The sequence below is a fragment of the Rhodopirellula sp. UH5 genome (assembly GCF_056839225.1).
Genome location: NZ_CM166390.1, coordinates 5,007,084 through 5,024,871 on the forward strand (window position 1 = coordinate 5,007,084; position 17,788 = coordinate 5,024,871).

The following is a 17,788-nucleotide window of genomic DNA, read 5'->3' on the forward strand; positions in this document are numbered from 1 at the left end:
GAAAACCTCGATCGCTGGCGATTTCCACTCAATTCCTGGAAGAACCCCGGGAAAAAGGGGTATGCCGGCGCCTCTAGAGGGGGGTGTGGTGGTACACTTGGCTTTCGGTGTTAGCTGAAGCAGCAACAGGAATCGTCGCTGATTGTCTCCGGAGGATTCCGTGCCACCGTGAACCAGCGACAGGGGGCACATCCCCGATATTCAATTGATCAAGTCGCGCGACCACAACCACTCATACTGAAGAAACCATGCTTTTTCGAATGTTACGTAGAAAAACGACTCGTCAAGCTGGAAAAAAATCTGGGACGAAAACGACCAAACTTCGATGCCGCCGCAATCGGCTCCGGGCTGAACTACTGGAAGACAGGCGTTTGTTAGCGGCGAATTTCCCAGAGTTTGTCGATCCAAATCCGAGTGTCGACAATCAATTCGGTCGAGAGATTCTGCCGCTCTCAACCGGAAACGTAGTCGTCACGGCACCCCAAGATGACGTGGGGGGAATTGATGCGGGAGCGGTTTACCTATTCAACGGGCAAACTGGTGATTTGATTAGCACGCTGACTGGATCATCTGCGGGAGACAACATAGGTGCATCGGGTGTCAACGAAGTTGGTGATGGAAACTTCATCGTCAGCAGCCGATACTGGGACAATGGCATTCAAATAGACGTCGGCGCAATTACATTCGGCAACGGATACACTGGCGTTTCAGGTGCCGTCTCAGCTAGTAACAGTTTGATCGGCTCCACTTTGGCGGACAACGTAGGAGCAAACGTCCAAGTCACTGAGACAGGTGACTACGTCTCGCTGGCGTCCAATTGGGACAGTCCGACCGTGACAGACGCGGGTGCGGTAACGTTTGGAAGTGGTAACGGCGGGATCACCGGTGTCATTGATGCGTCCAATAGTTTGATCGGTAGCCGGACAAGTGATCGGGTCGGATCAAGTTTCCTTTCGATGGCCAGTGGCGAATTTTTCGTGCTTTCGCGTGAGGTTGATTCTGCGAGTGCGCAGAATGTGGGTGCCGTCACACTGATCAATCCGACTGCACCCGCAATCGGTGCCGTGGACGCAAGCAATAGTTTGCTCGGCTCGCAGGACAACGACCGCATTGGTAATCAGGTTGTGTCGCTTGAGAATGGTAACTATTTGGTGCTAAGCCAAGACTGGGACAACGGCAGCCTGACGAACGCGGGGGCGGTCACTTTCCTTCCAGGCGATACTTTCGCTGGAATTGTCAGTGAAACCAACAGCTTGGTAGGCTCAAGTGCCAACGATTATTTTGGGAGATATTATTCTACCCCGATAACGCTATTGGATAACGGCAACTATCTAATCGGAAACACAAGCTACGATGACCCAATAGCTGGTTATCAAGATTCTGGCTCACTGACTTGGGGTAGTGGCACGACCGGAATCATCGGGACGGTAAGTTCCACCAACAGCTTCGTAGGCTCGTACTCGAGCCACCAAGTTGGCAAGGCGATCGCCTTAGTCGGTGGCGATTATTTGGCGTTGACACCTAATTGGAGCAACGGCTCTAACAATCGCGTCGGAGCCGTGACTTGGGGAAACGGTGATGTGGGGCTGACGGGCGAAATCTCGATCACCAATAGTCTCGTTGGAGAGAACAGCTATGACTACGTTGGTTCGCAAGCGGTTGCTCTTGATAACGGAAACGCTGTCATCGGTAGTCCAAATTTCCAGTCTGCCGGATTCGACAACGTTGGTGCCGCCACTTGGATCGATGGCTCTAATCCGGTGACAGGATTGGTCAATTCGTCAAATAGTCTGATCGGGTCATCGGCGTCTGATCAAGTCGGGCAATCGGTCCTGCCGCTGCCTGGTGGTGACTACGTCGTCAGATCGTATTCATGGAATCATGCTGGACTTTCAGACGCGGGGGCGGTCACACATGGTGATGGAGCGTCCGGTACCGTGGGAGTTGTCTCGCCCGCCAATAGTCTCGTTGGCTCTCAAGCCGGTGATTATGTCGGGATCGGTGGAATTTCATTGCTCGACGATGGAGACTATCTTGTTCGATCATCTAGCTGGAATCAGAACGCAGGAGCGATCACGCGTATTTCCCCGGCGAATCCTGTCGTCGGTACTCTCGACGCAACAAACAGCTTGGTCGGCGGCACATCAGGAGACCGCGTCGGTAGCCAATTCAGTGAGCTAGGTCCCGGTCGCTATGTGTTCCAGAGCCCCGTTGTTGACATCGGTAGCATGGTCGATGCAGGTGCGGTCACGTACATCAGCGCATCTACGCCCGTCCTAGGATTCGTCGACGAAACCAACAGTCTGGTAGGAGCGACCGCCAACGACAAAATTGGTGAACAAGTCACTGTCTTCTCAGGTGGCGATTATGCCGTCGTTTCTAACAACTGGGACAATGGTGATGCAATTAACGTCGGAGCGGTGACATTCGCCAGTGGATCCACGGGAGTTGTTGGGGCGATTGACGCATCCAACAGTATCATTGGCAATAACGCGGCTGAGGGCTACTTGGACAATGACGGGATCGACTACGACGGGTATGTTCAAACCGTTGCAAAGTTCCAGGTAACCGAACTTGCAGACGGAAACTATATCGTGACCGATGAGGGTGCCAATAACCTTGGAGTTGAGAATCTCGGATCCGTTAGGTTTGTAAGCGACGCTTCGGATGCGACGGGAGCGGTGACCCCACTCAACAGTATCTACGGCGGTAACTCCGGCGAATCAATCCAGGTCATCCCCAGCGACGACGGGCAAACCTTCTTAGTGACTTTCGGAGACTATTCGAACGGGTTCAGTCGCATCTTCGTTGGATCAACAGTTGATGGTTTCGAGATCACGGGCGGTATCAATGCTGCCATTGATGGAAACCTATTGCGGATCGAAGACCTGAGTGTTGATACGGTCGACATGGATGTGATGATTGGGCGTGTCGGCGAAGACTTGGTGTTCACTTCCGCTAATCAAGCGTTTTTGACATCGATCGATCAAACCTACATCAACGAAGCTCGTGAGTCTTTGACTGTGCCGTTGTCATTGCTGCAAGGGGTGCAGTTACAGCTAGGCCAGGGTGATGACATGTCGGTCGTCGATCTGTCCAGCGGATCACTGCCGTTGGCGATCGAACTCGACGGCGGTGGGCAGGCGGGAGACGTGATCACGGTGATTGGGGAGGGAACCTCAGTCGCCACGCTGACGCCGCGGACCAATCAACTTTCCGGTGGTTCGGTGGTGGTCAATGGCGACGCGGGTAACTCGATTGTCTATACATTGATGGAGCAAGTTCAATTCGACGACTTTTTGGCGTTCTCAATTACTGGCACCGTCGATATCGGAGACGCGACACTGGATGTCGGCTCGGCGACCTTCGTCGGACTTGGCAATGCCACGTTGATCGACGGTGGTGTGATCCAAGCGACGGCGGGTGTCCACCTAGGCGGTGCCGGAGTCCTGCTTGGTTCAGGCAACGTGTCCACGCCGATCGCTGCCGACGCAGGATCGACAATCACTGCGACAGGGCCACTCTCATTGGGAGACACCAACGCGACCGATGGTTTCTTCAGCGATGGACGTTTGAACGTCGGTCAGCACTCCGTCACGATCGGCGACGCCAACGAAGCTGTTTTGGGGTCCTTGACCATATTGGGTGATACGACAACCGACGGGATGCTCACTTTGTCCAACGGTGCGTTGTTGGAAGAAGGAAAAAACCTGACGGGGCGTGGAACGATCAGCAGTCCAGCGGGTAGTTTTCATAATGATGGACATGTGATCTCAACAACCGGGATGACGTTCGAGGTTTTAGTCGACGGTATCGGAGACTACGCAGGCCCGGTGACGTTCAATGGTGGAACCAGTTTCGGGCACTCGCCAACGCAAACCGAGATCAACGGCGATTTCACATTAGGTAGCAGCAACGCACATACGGTTGAGCTGGGTGGTCTGACGGCAGGTGCCGAGTACGACCAAACCGTTGTCACTGGCAGCGTTACCCTTGATGGTACGTTGGACTTGCAGCTGATTGATCTGAGCAATGGCTACGTTCCTGACAGCGGTGACTCGTTTGTAATCATCGACAACGACGATTCGGATGCCATTTCAGGCATGTTTATCGGGCTGTCTGAAGCGGCAATCATCGAAGTCGGTGGTCACGAGTTTCAAATCAGTTATCAAGGGGGTGACGGCAATGATGTGGTGCTGACGATCCCCGTCGTGGATGATGTCATTTCATCGCTACCCGTATTCATGCAATTGCGGGATTCCAGCGATCAACCGCTGACCGGTCTTCATGACATTGAGTACCGTTTGTTTGACGTTGCCAACGGCGGGACAGCACTGGTCTCCGGCGGATCCTACGGCATTGACCTGACGGGGATACCTGGCGGTTTCTATCAAGAGGATCTGGCCTTCACGCTTGGGATCGATGCGATGGATCTCGATGCGACTTGGTTGAACAATCTATTCCTGGAAATCGACATTGACGGAACTCCTGCTGCTGACCGATTCGAATTAAATGGTGGTGTCATCACGACCACGGCAGGAACCACGACACTACGGAATGCGTTCCTGGCCGTCGGGACTCAGAACATTGAGGAGTCGACATGGGCGCTACGCGTGTTAGGAAATTTGCGTGGATTGAACGACATGGCGATCGCCGGTTCTGTCGGCTACCAAGCGACTTTGTACACAAGCGAGACTGGCGGAACAGCTCTTTTCGCGGAGTCGGGATCACTGGACTTGACCGATTCGATTGGTGGATCGTTCGGTATCACGCTGGGGCAAACCGCACCCCTGGACCTCAGCATTTTGAGCGACAACCCAGATGTGTGGGTGGACTTGACCCTCGACGGCGAGGCGCTGCCGACGCGATTGAAAGTTGACGGTAGTGGAGTGTCGGCGGACACGGACAACTACCGCGTCAACACTCTCTATGCAGCTCGCAGTTTTGACATTGTTGAGGCAACAGACTATGGATCCGACACGTTGACGGTCGCCGGGTTGTTGACAGACTCAATCACCGGGCAACCGATCACTGGAATTCACACCTTTGAGTTTGTGCTTTACGACTATCTCGAAGGCCTCACGGTCTACAGTGAAACAGTGACCTTGGACGTGACGGATGGAGTCTACGGCTCGTTTGCACACGCTCTAGGGTCCGAAAGTCCTTTGGATTTCGACGTCCTGAAATCTTCGGCACTGGTCCTGGAAGTTTCGGTCGATGGCCGAGAGTCTGATTTCGACGCTCCGGTGCTTAACACGGGTGCCAACTTCGTGAGGGTGGGCGTCGATTTGTCCCCGGCATCGGTGATCGATATCTACCCGAGCCTCGACTCAGGAATCGTTGACGAAGGCACTGCCTACTTTGATTTGCAATTCACCTCCAAACTAGCTGACACTGCGACGGACTTTGCAGAAATTCGCGGCGTAGGTCTCGACGGGCTACTGGGAACCGCAGACGATGAAATCATCGACGTGGACTCGTTTGTTTCAGGCAACTACCTGGCACTCGATTTTGCAGCCCTTAGTCAAGGCGTTTACAGGTTGACCGTCAACGATTCGCTGACCGACCTCGGTGGCGATCCGATTGACGGCGATGGGGATGGAGTTGCTGGAGGTGATTTCACAGTCGACTTTGTCGTCGGAGCACTGCCCCACACGCTCACGTCACCCAGTGGCTTCGGCTTTGACATCGAATCCGACGGCTTCGGTGCGGGGCAACTGGTACAGGGTCCAAGCAACGCATTTGATGGTTTGAACAGGCTCCAATGGATTGACGACGACCCACTGTACATTTGGTACGAAGATGCCGACCGTGACGGATATGGTGACAGTTCATCGTCTGTAGCAGCTGCATTCCGACCTCAAGACTTCGTTGCAAATGACGCGGATTGCGACGACACCCAAGATTCGATTCACCCGGATGCCTCGGAATTGGTCGACGGGATTGACAATAATTGTGATGGCCAGATCGACGAATCGCCTCCAGGGAATCCAGTATGGGTTCGGTCCTCGCCTGAACCGTTCATCGCGCCCGACTTCGAGCCAACGGTAGCTGCCGTCCTTGCCGACGGCAATCAAACTGTGCAAACCGGATTTCAAAGTTTTGAGGGCTTGGTTATTCGGCGCGAAGTCACTGTCCCATCAGCGGGCAGTCAAGACTTTGCTCGTACGGTTGAGGTTTTGGAGAATCCGACTGGGGCAGACATTGCAATGACGGTGCGAGTCGTGGGCAATCTCGGATCGGACGGAGCCACCGAAGTTTTCGCAACTTCCAGCGGCGACACCATCGTCGATTTCAACGATCAATGGGTTGGCACGGACGACGCGGACGGCACTGGTTCACCAGCCATCATTCATTACGTCCGTGGTCCCGGTGGTTTGAAACCCACCGCCGTCGAAGTGATTGATGACAACATTTACTGGACTTACGACGTGACGGTTCCGGCCGGGGAAACGGTTCGACTTGCTTCGTTTACCATCTTGGGTGACACGCAAGCGGAGGCTGTAGTGTCTGCCTCGGCCCTTGTGACCTCAACCGGTTTCGGCGGCCAGGCTGCTGCGTTTTTGACTCAAGGTGAACTGGAGTCGCTCGCGAACTTCCAATTTGCGACGACGACCATTGGTTTGAGTGGGAACGATTTGCTGATCGAAGACGCGGCGGGCGGTGACACGGACGATGCGATCGTGATCTCGTCCAGTAGAACCAATGTCTCGATCCACGATCCAAATAACCTGTTATCAACTGACATCGCTGGGGCAAGCGGTGGCGGCACCCACACGGTCACGATCCCGCTGGCCGCATTCGCCGGCGACATCCTCGTTAATACCCTTGGCGGTGAAGATTTGCTGACCGTTGACTTCTCGACTAGCAATTTCGATCGTCAGATTCACTTCGACGGTGGTGTGGGTAGCGATGCGCTCGCGCTGAGTGGAGGTAGCTTTGCCGATGCGACGTTCGGGTTTATTGATGCGTCCAGCGGAACGTTCAGTCTCACGGGCAACGCGACGATCAACTACACCGGTTTGGAACCCATCACTTCGACGATCAATGCAACAAACGTCACGCTGAACTACAGCGACACGTCCGAGACGATTGCGGTCACCGATGCGGGTGGCGGACAGACGGTGGTGGATTCAACCGCGGGGGAAATCGTTGCCTTCAACAATCCGACCGGTTCGCTGACGATCAATGCCGGCAACATTGGTGACGACTCGATCAACCTCAACGGTTTGGCGGCCAATTACGCTGCAGATGTTATCGTTGATGGTGGGACCGGTGACGATACGATCAGCGTCGACGGTGTGATCGTACTGGGTAATCGAGGCTTAATGCTCACTGCCGATAGCGTCAACGTCAACGCGGCCATCAGCACCGGTGGGAGTGACGTGATATTGACGGCAACAGGTGGAGTGACAATCAACGACGCGGTCATTACCGGCGGTGGAGCGTTGACGATTAATGCAGACAGTGACAACGATGGCGACGGAAGTCTGACCCTGGCTGAGTCGGTTGTAAGTGGTTGGGCACAGGTCGGCGTGGATATTGACGGCGCGGCCGCGTTCGGTCAGAGCGGCTTTTCGGTCTCGTTGAGCGCCGATGGCAGTCGGATGGCAGTCGGGGCACCCGCCAACAGCGACAGTGGCTACTGGGCGGGCCAGGTGCGGATCTACGAGTTCAACGGCACCGCCTGGGTGCAGCTAGGCGCGAACATCAACGGTGAGTCCGCCAACGATACAAGTGGCCGTTCGGTCTCGCTGAGCGCCGACGGCAGCCGAGTGGCTGTCGGGGCCAGCGGCAACGATGGCAATGGCAGCGACGCGGGGCACGTGCGGCTCTACGAGTACAACGGTACTGCATGGGTGCAACTCGGTGCAGACATCGACGGTGAAGCTGCGGGCGATCAGAGCGGTTATTCGGTCTCACTCAGCGCCGATGGTAACCGGGTGGCGATTGGGGCGACCGGCAACGACAGCAGTGGTATCAACTCGGGCCATGTCCGGCTCTACGAGTTCAGTGGCACCGCCTGGGTACAGCTCGGCGCAGACATCGACGGCGAGGGAGAATATGACGGGAGCGGTCGAGCTGTCTCTTTAAGTGCTGACGGCGGTCGCCTCGCGATTGGGGCTTCTAGCAACAGCGGCAACGGAAACGTTGCAGGCCATGTGCGGCTCTACGAATTCGATGGTTCCGCCTGGGTGCAGCTCGGTACGGACATCGATGGCGAAGCCGCGTTCGATTACAGCGGTCAATCGGTCTCCTTGGACGCCGACGGTAGCCGAGTAGCGATTGGGGCGTTTCTAAATGATGGCAGCGGCGATTCGGCGGGCCATGTGCGGCTCTATGAGTTCGACGGTATCGATTGGACGCAGCGAGGTGCCGATATCGATGGCGAAGCAGAGAGCGATCAAAGCGGCTATTCGGTCTCGCTGAGTGCCGATGGCAGTCGGGTAAGTGTTGGCGCGATCGGCAACGATGGTTCCGGTAACGATGCGGGGCACATGCGGCTCTACGAGTTCAATGGCACCGAATGGGTGCAGCTCGGCCCTGACATTGACGGCGAAGCCGCCGGCGATGAAAGCGGCTTTTCGGTCTCGCTAAGCGCCGACGGGAGCCGAGTTACAGTCGGGGCCCGTGGCAGTGACAGCAACGCGGGCCAAGTGCGGCTCTACGACTTTAACGATGGCTCGGTCGGCGGCTCCGTTTCGACGTCAGGCGGCAACTTCCAAATCACGGCGGCGGATGTAGATCTGCAAGACGCTATCTTTGTCGGCGCAGGCTCAGTCAGTTTAATGCCGACCAATGGACACGCTATCGATTTCGGTTCCAGCGGCGGCACCGGGCAGTTCGTGCTGACCGATTCCGAACTTGATCTGGTCACCGCGTTGAACAAGGTTACCGTGGGTGCCGTGGACGCTGGCGATGCGGTCTTCACCGGTCTTGTTCGTCTGGCCAATTCCGACACGTTGGAAATCATCACCGCGGGCGACATTTCGCAAAGCTTTGTCGGAACCGCGTTGTCAGGTGGCACACTGATCCTCAATGGGGACCTGGCACCGGCGCTAGCCGGCACCGGCTCGTTCAGTATTGACAGCTCCATCACGTTCGATGCGACAGCAAGTTTCGAAGTGAACGTGAATGACCCAGGCGACCACGATCAACTGAGTGTTGCGGGCGATGGTCGCACGACGGCGCTCGGCAATGCAGAACTGATCATCACTTTGGGCACAGTGCCAACCGTGGGAAGTCGGGAAGTCTTCACCATTATCGATAGCACTGGCACTGGTTCGGTTGTTGATGGAGCGTTCCAATACGCCGGTGTGACACTCAGCGATGGCCACACATTTACCGTTGGCAACACGGTTTTTCGAATCCGCTACAACCCGGTGGGCGCAGCGGGTGACGTGACGCTGACCGAAGCAGGCAACGTCGCCCCGACTGCAGTGGACGATGTCGCTGGTGAAGTCACACTTGCAGAGGACGATGGGTCGACTGACATTACCGCCGAGATTTTATCAAACGACTCAGACCCCGATGCTGGCGACTCCTTCTCAATCACTGGGATCAGCGATGGTGTCAACACAATCATCGCCGCATTTCCGGGCACGATCACACTTGCCAACGGTGCCATCGTTTCATTGGACGCAGGAGGCAATGTTTCCTTCGATCCAAAGGGACTGTTCGACTCACTCGCGGGTGGCGAAACAGACGTCTCTTCCACTTTTAGCTACACCATCGCCGATGTTGCTGGTGCGACTAGCACCGCGTCGGTTGCGGTCAACATCATGGGCGCCAACAACGCGCCGGGCATCAACGCAAATCAGGCAAACGTTGTGGTCGCGGAAGGCAGCACCGCGACGATGACGGGCACCTTCGGTGATGTCGATCTCAGCGACACTGTCGCGCTGACCGAGTCGTTAGGGGCAGTTGTCAACAACGGTGATGGCACTTGGACTTGGAGCTATCTAACAACCGATGGTCCCTCGCAGTCACAACTGATCACGATCACCGCCGACGATGGGACGGTAACGGTCGACACTACGTTTAACCTTGTCGTCACCAATGTCGCCCCAACTTTCGAGGCAGGGATCGACGAAACAGTGGCTCAGGGAGCGACGTTTACCCGTACCATCGATTTCACGGATCCCGGTGTTGACGTGTGGACTGGAACGGTCAACTTCGGTGATTCAGCGGCCAATGAGCCATTGGTCATCGATCCCGCAGCGCGGACAATCGACCTATCGCACACTTATGCTACGGAAGGAACCTTCACGGTCTCAGTCACCCTCGATGATGGCGATTTTGGTGTCGCCAGTAGGACTTTTGTGGTGAACGTTACTTCGGACACAAGTACTGAGGGCCTTGCTCTCGGGGCGATCAACTCTGGCATTGGTGTTCAGGATGATGCGACGGGGACCGGTTATCTGCTTCATAGTCGCGAGAGTGTCCACACTCGATTTGCGTCATCCCCACCTAGTTCATTGAACAGCGACCAAATGATCGCTGTTCGGTATACCGGCAGCCAGTGGGAATACAACTCCAATACCAACTGGGTAGCGTTCACTCCTGAGTTGGACGACCGTTTGTTAGCATCGGTCGACTTTGATGGGGACACGATCGCGAGCTTGCAGGGGGTGAGCGGCCAGGTTCAAGGCATCGATCAGGGGTTCGAATCGGGTGACCTGACATTTTTTGCTGATCGCTGGAACGGCAAACCAAATGATGGGGAATTCACGATTGAAGGAACCTACTTCGAGATATTGTCGGTTCCACCGCCGACCGAGGGTGTTGGCCTAGGATCGATCAACTCTGGCATTGGTGTTCAGGATGATGCGACGGGGACCGGTTATCTGCTTCATAGTCGCGAGAGTGTCCACACTCGATTTGCGTCATCCCCACCTAGTTCATTGAACAGCGACCAAATGATCGCTGTTCGGTATACCGGCAGCCAGTGGGAATACAACTCCAATACCAACTGGGTAGCGTTCACTCCTGAGTTGGACGACCGTTTGTTAGCATCGGTCGACTTTGATGGGGACACGATCGCGAGCTTGCAGGGGGTGAGCGGCCAGGTTCAAGGCATCGATCAGGGGTTCGAATCGGGTGACCTGACATTTTTTGCTGATCGCTGGAACGGCAAACCAAATGATGGGGAATTCACGATTGAAGGAACCTACTTCGAGATATTGTCGGTTCCACCGCCGACCGAGGGTGTTGGCCTAGGATCGATCAACTCTGGCATTGGTGTTCAGGATGATGCGACGGGGACCGGTTATCTGCTTCATAGTCGCGAGAGTGTCCACACTCGATTTGCGTCATCCCCACCTAGTTCATTGAACAGCGACCAAATGATCGCTGTTCGGTATACCGGCAGCCAGTGGGAATACAACTCCAATACCAACTGGGTAGCGTTCACTCCTGAGTTGGACGACCGTTTGTTAGCATCGGTCGACTTTGATGGGGACACGATCGCGAGCTTGCAGGGGGTGAGCGGCCAGGTTCAAGGCATCGATCAGGGGTTCGAATCGGGTGACCTGACATTTTTTGCTGATCGCTGGAACGGCAAACCAAATGATGGGGAATTCACGATTGAAGGAACCTACTTCGAGATATTGTCGGTTCCACCGCCGACCGAGGGTGTTGGCCTAGGATCGATCAACTCTGGCATTGGTGTTCAGGATGATGCGACGGGGACCGGTTATCTGCTTCATAGTCGCGAGAGTGTCCACACTCGATTTGCGTCATCCCCACCTAGTTCATTGAACAGCGACCAAATGATCGCTGTTCGGTATACCGGCAGCCAGTGGGAATACAACTCCAATACCAACTGGGTAGCGATCACTCCTGAGTTGGACGACCGTTTGTTAGCATCGGTCGACTTTGATGGGGACACGATCGCGAGCTTGCAGGGGGTGAGCGGCCAGGTTCAAGGCATCGATCAGGGGTTCGAATCGGGTGACCTGACATTTTTTGCTGATCGCTGGAACGGCAAACCAAATGATGGGGAATTCACGATTGAAGGAACCTACTTCGAGATATTGTCGGTTCCACCGCCGACCGAGGGTGTTGGCCTAGGATCGATCAACTCTGGCATTGGTGTTCAGGATGATGCGACGGGGACCGGTTATCTGCTTCATAGTCGCGAGAGTGTCCACACTCGATTTGCGTCATCCCCACCTAGTTCATTGAACAGCGACCAAATGATCGCTGTTCGGTATACCGGCAGCCAGTGGGAATACAACTCCAATACCAACTGGGTAGCGATCACTCCTGAGTTGGACGACCGTTTGTTAGCATCGGTCGACTTTGATGGGGACACGATCGCGAGCTTGCAGGGGGTGAGCGGCCAGGTTCAAGGCATCGATCAGGGGTTCGAATCGGGTGACCTGACATTTTTTGCTGATCGCTGGAACGGCAAACCAAATGATGGGGAATTCACGATTGAAGGAACCTACTTCGAGATATTGTCGGTTCCACCGCCGACCGAGGGTGTTGGCCTAGGATCGATCAACTCTGGCATTGGTGTTCAGGATGATGCGACGGGGACCGGTTATCTGCTTCATAGTCGCGAGAGTGTCCACACTCGATTTGCGTCATCCCCACCTAGTTCATTGAACAGCGACCAAATGATCGCTGTTCGGTATACCGGCAGCCAGTGGGAATACAACTCCAATACCAACTGGGTAGCGATCACTCCTGAGTTGGACGACCGTTTGTTAGCATCGGTCGACTTTGATGGGGACACGATCGCGAGCTTGCAGGGGGTGAGCGGCCAGGTTCAAGGCATCGATCAGGGGTTCGAATCGGGTGACCTGACATTTTTTGCTGATCGCTGGAACGGCAAACCAAATGATGGGGAATTCACGATTGAAGGGACGTTTTTTGAGATCACCCAAGGTAGCAGTTTGCTTGCGTCCCCCGCTGTCTCTTACTATGGATTCGACGTCAACCGGGACGGGCAAGTTAGTGCTCGGGATGCTCTCAGTGTTGTCAACGAACTCAATCGCCAACCGCTCGAGGGCGAGTCAATCGTCGGTGAGAACGTGCCACCTGCACCGATGGATGTCAACGATGATGGACTCGTGACCGCCTTGGATGCCCTGATGATCATCAACCTGCTCAACCGTAATGGTGATTCGGGTGAGAGTCGCGGTGCAGTCTTTCCCACCGGAAATAGCTCAGCCTCCACCGCCGATGAAGGGGAATCATCGATCGACTATAACGCCCTGGTTCCCGCTGCGACTACAATGTCCGGCCCAAGGAAGCTCGCGTCAGTGCCGGTCGGGCAGGCGACATCGTGGCCTACTGCAGTCGATGAATTTTTCGGGCAAGCGGTGCCTGACGAAGAAATCCCTGACTCCTTGCGTGTTGACCAAGAGGAATTGGTGAGAATCTGATTATGAGTTTTGAGTTTTCTATGCGATCGATTGCTGACTATCTAAGACAATGTCTACTAGCTCGATGCACTTTTGGTCAAACGCTGCCACTGCGGAAGCAACCCTCTTCACGAACGAGGTTTGGTTGTTTTCAACGCCTCGAATTTCGGTTTCCTTTGGCTGCGTTTGCCGGGATTACGGCAGAGATTGTAGGAAACGACATCGTCATTTTGGGAAGCGGTGATAACGACCATATTGAAGTGTCCCAGGTTTCACCAACTGTATTCACTGTTGAACTTCAGCATTTGGAACACACTCTAACTGTGCAGGATTTGGATGGATTGGTTTCTCGGATCGTGATCAATGGGAATGCGGGCGATGACATTTTGGTCAACCGGAGTGGGGTGCCATTTTGGGCTAGTGGGGGGCTTGGGAACGATCGGATCGAAGGAGGCGTCGCTGACGATGAATTGTTTGGCGATCAAGGGAATGACCAAATTCTTGGCGGAGCTGGGAACGATCTCTTACACGGTGGTGACGACAGTGACGTTTTGAAGGGTGGTGATGGCGATGATTCCGTATTCGGCGATGATGGAAACGATCAACTTGGCGGCAATGCTGGTAACGACCTTCTTTTCGGGCTTGCCGGTGACGACATTCTCTATGGCCACACGGGATTTGATCGGCTCGAAGGTGGTGACGGAAACGACAAGCTTCACGGCCACTCGGGGGCTGACCAATTGTTGGGCGGCAACGGTGACGATTACTTGTACGGTGATTCGGGAAACGACATCCTCAAGGGAGGCTCGGGGAGAGACTTTCTATATGGTGGTACCGGTGACGATCGCCTTGGTGGAAATACTGGGAACGATTGGCTATTCGGCGAAGACGGGAATGACGTCATGTATGGGCATGATGGAATAGATCGTCTTAGCGGTGCTGAGGGAAATGATCGGATCGATGGAGGAAGTGGTGACGACCGAATTTATGGAGGCGAAGGCCATGACACAATGTATGGTGGCGATGGTGACGACGAAATGCACGGGCACCAAGGGAATGATGTCGTCGATGGCGGCAAAGGTTTCGATACAGTATTCGGCGGTAGTGGGCACAACTCACTTGTTGGTGAAATCGCGGCTCGAATTCGCGAAGAAGTCGTCGTCGAAGAGGACCCGTCGCTTCCTCGGGTGCTTCTCATTGGAGACTCGATTTCAATGGCCTACACGCTGCCGACACGAGAAGGTTTAAGTGGACTCGCAAATGTGCAGCGAGTCTCGGCAAATTCCGGACCAACGACTCGTGGGATCGAATATATCGATGAATGGTTGACTGTTGGCGGAGCGGAGAAGTCATGGGATGTGATACATTTTAACTTTGGATTGCACGATCTATTTTATGTCGATGACGAAGGGAACATCTCTCCCGCAGGCGTAGGCACCAATCAGGTGACTACGGAGGAATACCGCACCAATTTGGACATCATCGCAAAGAAGCTTTTGGCGACTGGCGCAACAGTGATCTGGCGAAACATTACACCAATACCGGAAGGATCGAGGATCAACCTGAAGGGTGATGAATTGATTTATAATTCGATCGCCGAGGAAGTGATGGCTGAGAACGGGATTCAAACCCACGACCTTTATTCGTTTGTGATGAATCATGAGAGCAGTCTTCAAATCCCTGGTGACATTCACTTTACCGAAGAAGGATCGCTAACGCTTGCGGAAGAAATTACGAGATATATTTCCGAGGTGCTGGTTGCCTGAGAAAACGAAAAAGTTCGCCTCCTCAGCAGAATCGGTGGGTTTTGATTTGGCTTGGGTAGCTTCCCTAACTGGTGATCCAGGGCGATTTCGATCGTTTTATACGACTTGAAACCGTAGGCCTTTCTCAACGCCAATTTGGCTTTGGTGTTCATGCCCTCCACGCTGCCGTTGGAGATCTCGCCACGAGCGAGAAACCAGTCCAACAGTCGCGTTTGGTGCCTGCGTAGTGTGCGTGCCATGTCCTTCATCGGTTCGATTTTCGAGCGCATCGCTCGAGAAAACTGCCTGCCCAGGCCGGACTTTGGTAGCTCCAGAACCGTTGAAAGTCTTCTCGTATCAGATAAGCTTTGATGCTCTTCAGGTTGTATTGCAGGAGATCATCAAGCTTGACCGTTTGCTTGTCCGTCAGATTCTCTAGCAGCCTGTTGATTTTCGCTTTGATCTGCCGCTCCCATCGAGCAGCCGCGGTCACGCGCTGAGCGAAGCGTGGATCGCCAGATTTTGATTTTGCTGGCGCGGCGAATCGGCCAAGAGGCTTCCTGGGCGTGTCAGAACCTCCCAGACTGCGCATAATCGCGATAAAGCTCGCTCGGCGAGCACTGCTGCGTACCTTGGCTTCCCCGCGCCGACCAGTTTGCGCATGATCTGCCCGAGGTTGTATGCCATGGCGGCGCTCATGTATCGCTTTTGGACCTTCTCAAGCCTCCGAAGCCATGTCCGGCGACTACCGCCAGTGTCGTATAGATGGGCGAATGTTCGTTCCACTCGTTCACTGCGATCTCGCTGAAGTCGACGACCGCGATTCCCTTTGGTCCTGCGACGGTTCCGGCGGTATGCTGCCTCTCGTTGAGGGGACTTATCAGTCCACGTTCGTTGGTACTTGCGGTCAGGTTCTGGAATGTACGTGCGTAGGTCGCTTTCGTTCTGTAGGACATCGAGTACGTGTTCAGAGTGGTACCCCTTGTCGGCGACAACTTCCTGAACCTCCTTTTCTGGGCAAGTCTCTCTGAGGTGAGTCTTGGCCGAATTCACGGTGTCTTCGATCGTGTGAGTGTCGCCCCGATTTCCGTAGTAGACCTCCGCAGAAACGATCACTTGCGTTTCCAAATCGACTGCGTTTTCAGCTTTGTACTTCAAGTGAAAACGTCCGTCTTTCATCTTCCCAATGCGGGAATCTGGGTCGGTTGCACTCTCCCATTCATCGTTGCTCACCTTCTTCTTCGACTTACGCCCTTTATCGAACCGGCGAAGTTCTTCGTCGCTTGGATTGTCCTTTCCGGTCTCTTCGAAATACAGCTTGCGAAGATAGGCTTGCCAGTCATCGCCGTTGTCTTTGCGAACGATGCTCTTGAGTGATGCGTTGGCTTCCAAGTCAGTTGCGTCAATGCCAAGCGTCTTACCTTTCAGCAGTCCGTTCTCCGCAGTCGCTTTGAGAATCAGCTCAAAGGCGAAGCGGTGGACCTCCATTGGCAGCCGTTCCCGTGTCAACGATAACGTGCTGTGTTCGGGCGTCGCCTCATCGGGGCCAAACCCGAGAAACTTCGCAAGCGACCTGCTGTCGGCACATCGCCACGCGATCCCTCGCTGAGACGAAATGTCTACAAAGTATCCAATAAAGATCATGCGGAAGTAGGTGCCAGGAGCGATGCCCTTGCGACCGGACTTCTCGTAGTATGGCTCGACTGCCTCTTCCAGCTGTTCGTCGAATTTGACCTCGTCAAGCAACTGGTTGAGTCGATCGTAGAATGCATTCCGGGGAGCATTGCACAGTTTGTCAGCCGCCACCCATAACGATTGCTGATGTTCGCGTTTGCGTTTTCCAAGTCCCATCGAGGCCCTCCGAGTAAGATTCGGTGATGTTACCGAAATTGGGCGAAAATCAACACGCTGCTAGGCGTTTTAGATGGCACCATGGCGACCCTTTTAGCACCTCTTTATAGCCATCCGCTTTCAACTGCCGGGCCTCCTCAATCCGGACCTTGTTGAGCGCATCGCCGAACTTCTTCGTCACGTGGTATCGGTCCAAGGTGTGCACCACGTCGGCGGCCTTCTCGGCGATCACGTTCATATACTGACGCCACATGTCGGTGCAACTGGGGCGACTTTGTGCGTGTGATTTGATGCTGATCCAGATCGCTTGGTTGTCGTCGCTCCATCGGATACGAGTGTAAACAAGCCCCCTTTACTTCTCATCACTTCGATTTGTCGAAGAGATGGGGTTTGGAAACCGTTGCCGAAATTCTGCTGAGGCCTTTACCGATGGCGGAAAAGCGGCTGACGATGCGTTGAGAGATCTCGCAGAGAACATTCGTTTAGAATTGAATGATATTTTCAGCCGGCTGGAGAACAAGGGCGAGCAACAGATTGATTCAATCGCGTCTCAATTAATTGGTGCAATCCTGACTGGACAACCGTTGCAATTGCCACGCCTGGAAAGCTGACCGACACGCTTTCGTCAGAGCTTGGTGAAGTGCTGATATTCATGGCCTCGTCAGTTCACGGTAGCGGCAAGTTTGAGAAACTGATCGCAGATCGATTGTCTACGACATTTGCAATTGATCGGAATCTGATTGAGGCGTATCGGACAAGTGGAGTTGTCATTCAAGACTTCAAGAACACGCCCGCAGGCGATCGACTTCGTGACTGGCT

The 17,788-nt window shown here is 54.5% G+C and carries 4 protein-coding genes and 2 pseudogenes; 3 read left to right on the forward strand and 3 right to left on the reverse strand.

Features of this window, described 5'->3' with window-relative positions:
* The first annotated feature begins 260 nt into the window (after window positions 1–260).
* Window positions 261–13,394 (forward strand): dockerin type I domain-containing protein, encoded by a 13,134-nt coding sequence (locus tag UH5x_RS17685; RefSeq protein ID WP_482633192.1) that lies wholly within the window; start codon window positions 261–263, stop codon window positions 13,392–13,394.
* A 155-nt stretch (window positions 13,395–13,549) separates the two neighbouring features.
* Window positions 13,550–15,139, forward strand: a complete 1,590-nt coding sequence (locus UH5x_RS17690; protein ID WP_482633193.1) for a hypothetical protein — start codon at window positions 13,550–13,552, stop codon at window positions 15,137–15,139.
* Window positions 15,140–15,161: 22 nt separating this feature from the next.
* Here the strand turns inward: UH5x_RS17690 and UH5x_RS17695 are convergent.
* The 3 genes and pseudogenes from UH5x_RS17695 to UH5x_RS17705 form a co-directional block, all read right to left on the reverse strand.
* Window positions 15,162–15,551: pseudogene (locus UH5x_RS17695) on the reverse strand (transposase); the annotation flags it as partial.
* Window positions 15,552–15,607: 56 nt separating this feature from the next.
* Entirely contained in the window at window positions 15,608–16,969 is a 1,362-nt protein-coding gene (locus UH5x_RS17700; RefSeq protein WP_482633194.1) for a transposase, read from the reverse strand.
* A 64-nt stretch (window positions 16,970–17,033) separates the two neighbouring features.
* A pseudogene (locus UH5x_RS17705) lies at window positions 17,034–17,231 on the reverse strand (transposase); the annotation flags it as partial.
* Window positions 17,232–17,352: 121 nt separating this feature from the next.
* Here UH5x_RS17705 and UH5x_RS17710 point away from each other — a divergent pair.
* Window positions 17,353–17,580 carry a hypothetical protein gene (locus tag UH5x_RS17710; protein ID WP_482633195.1) on the forward strand — a complete coding sequence of 76 codons (228 nt, stop codon included), beginning with the start codon at window positions 17,353–17,355 and terminating at the stop codon, window positions 17,578–17,580.
* Window positions 17,581–17,788: the final 208 nt, after the last annotated feature.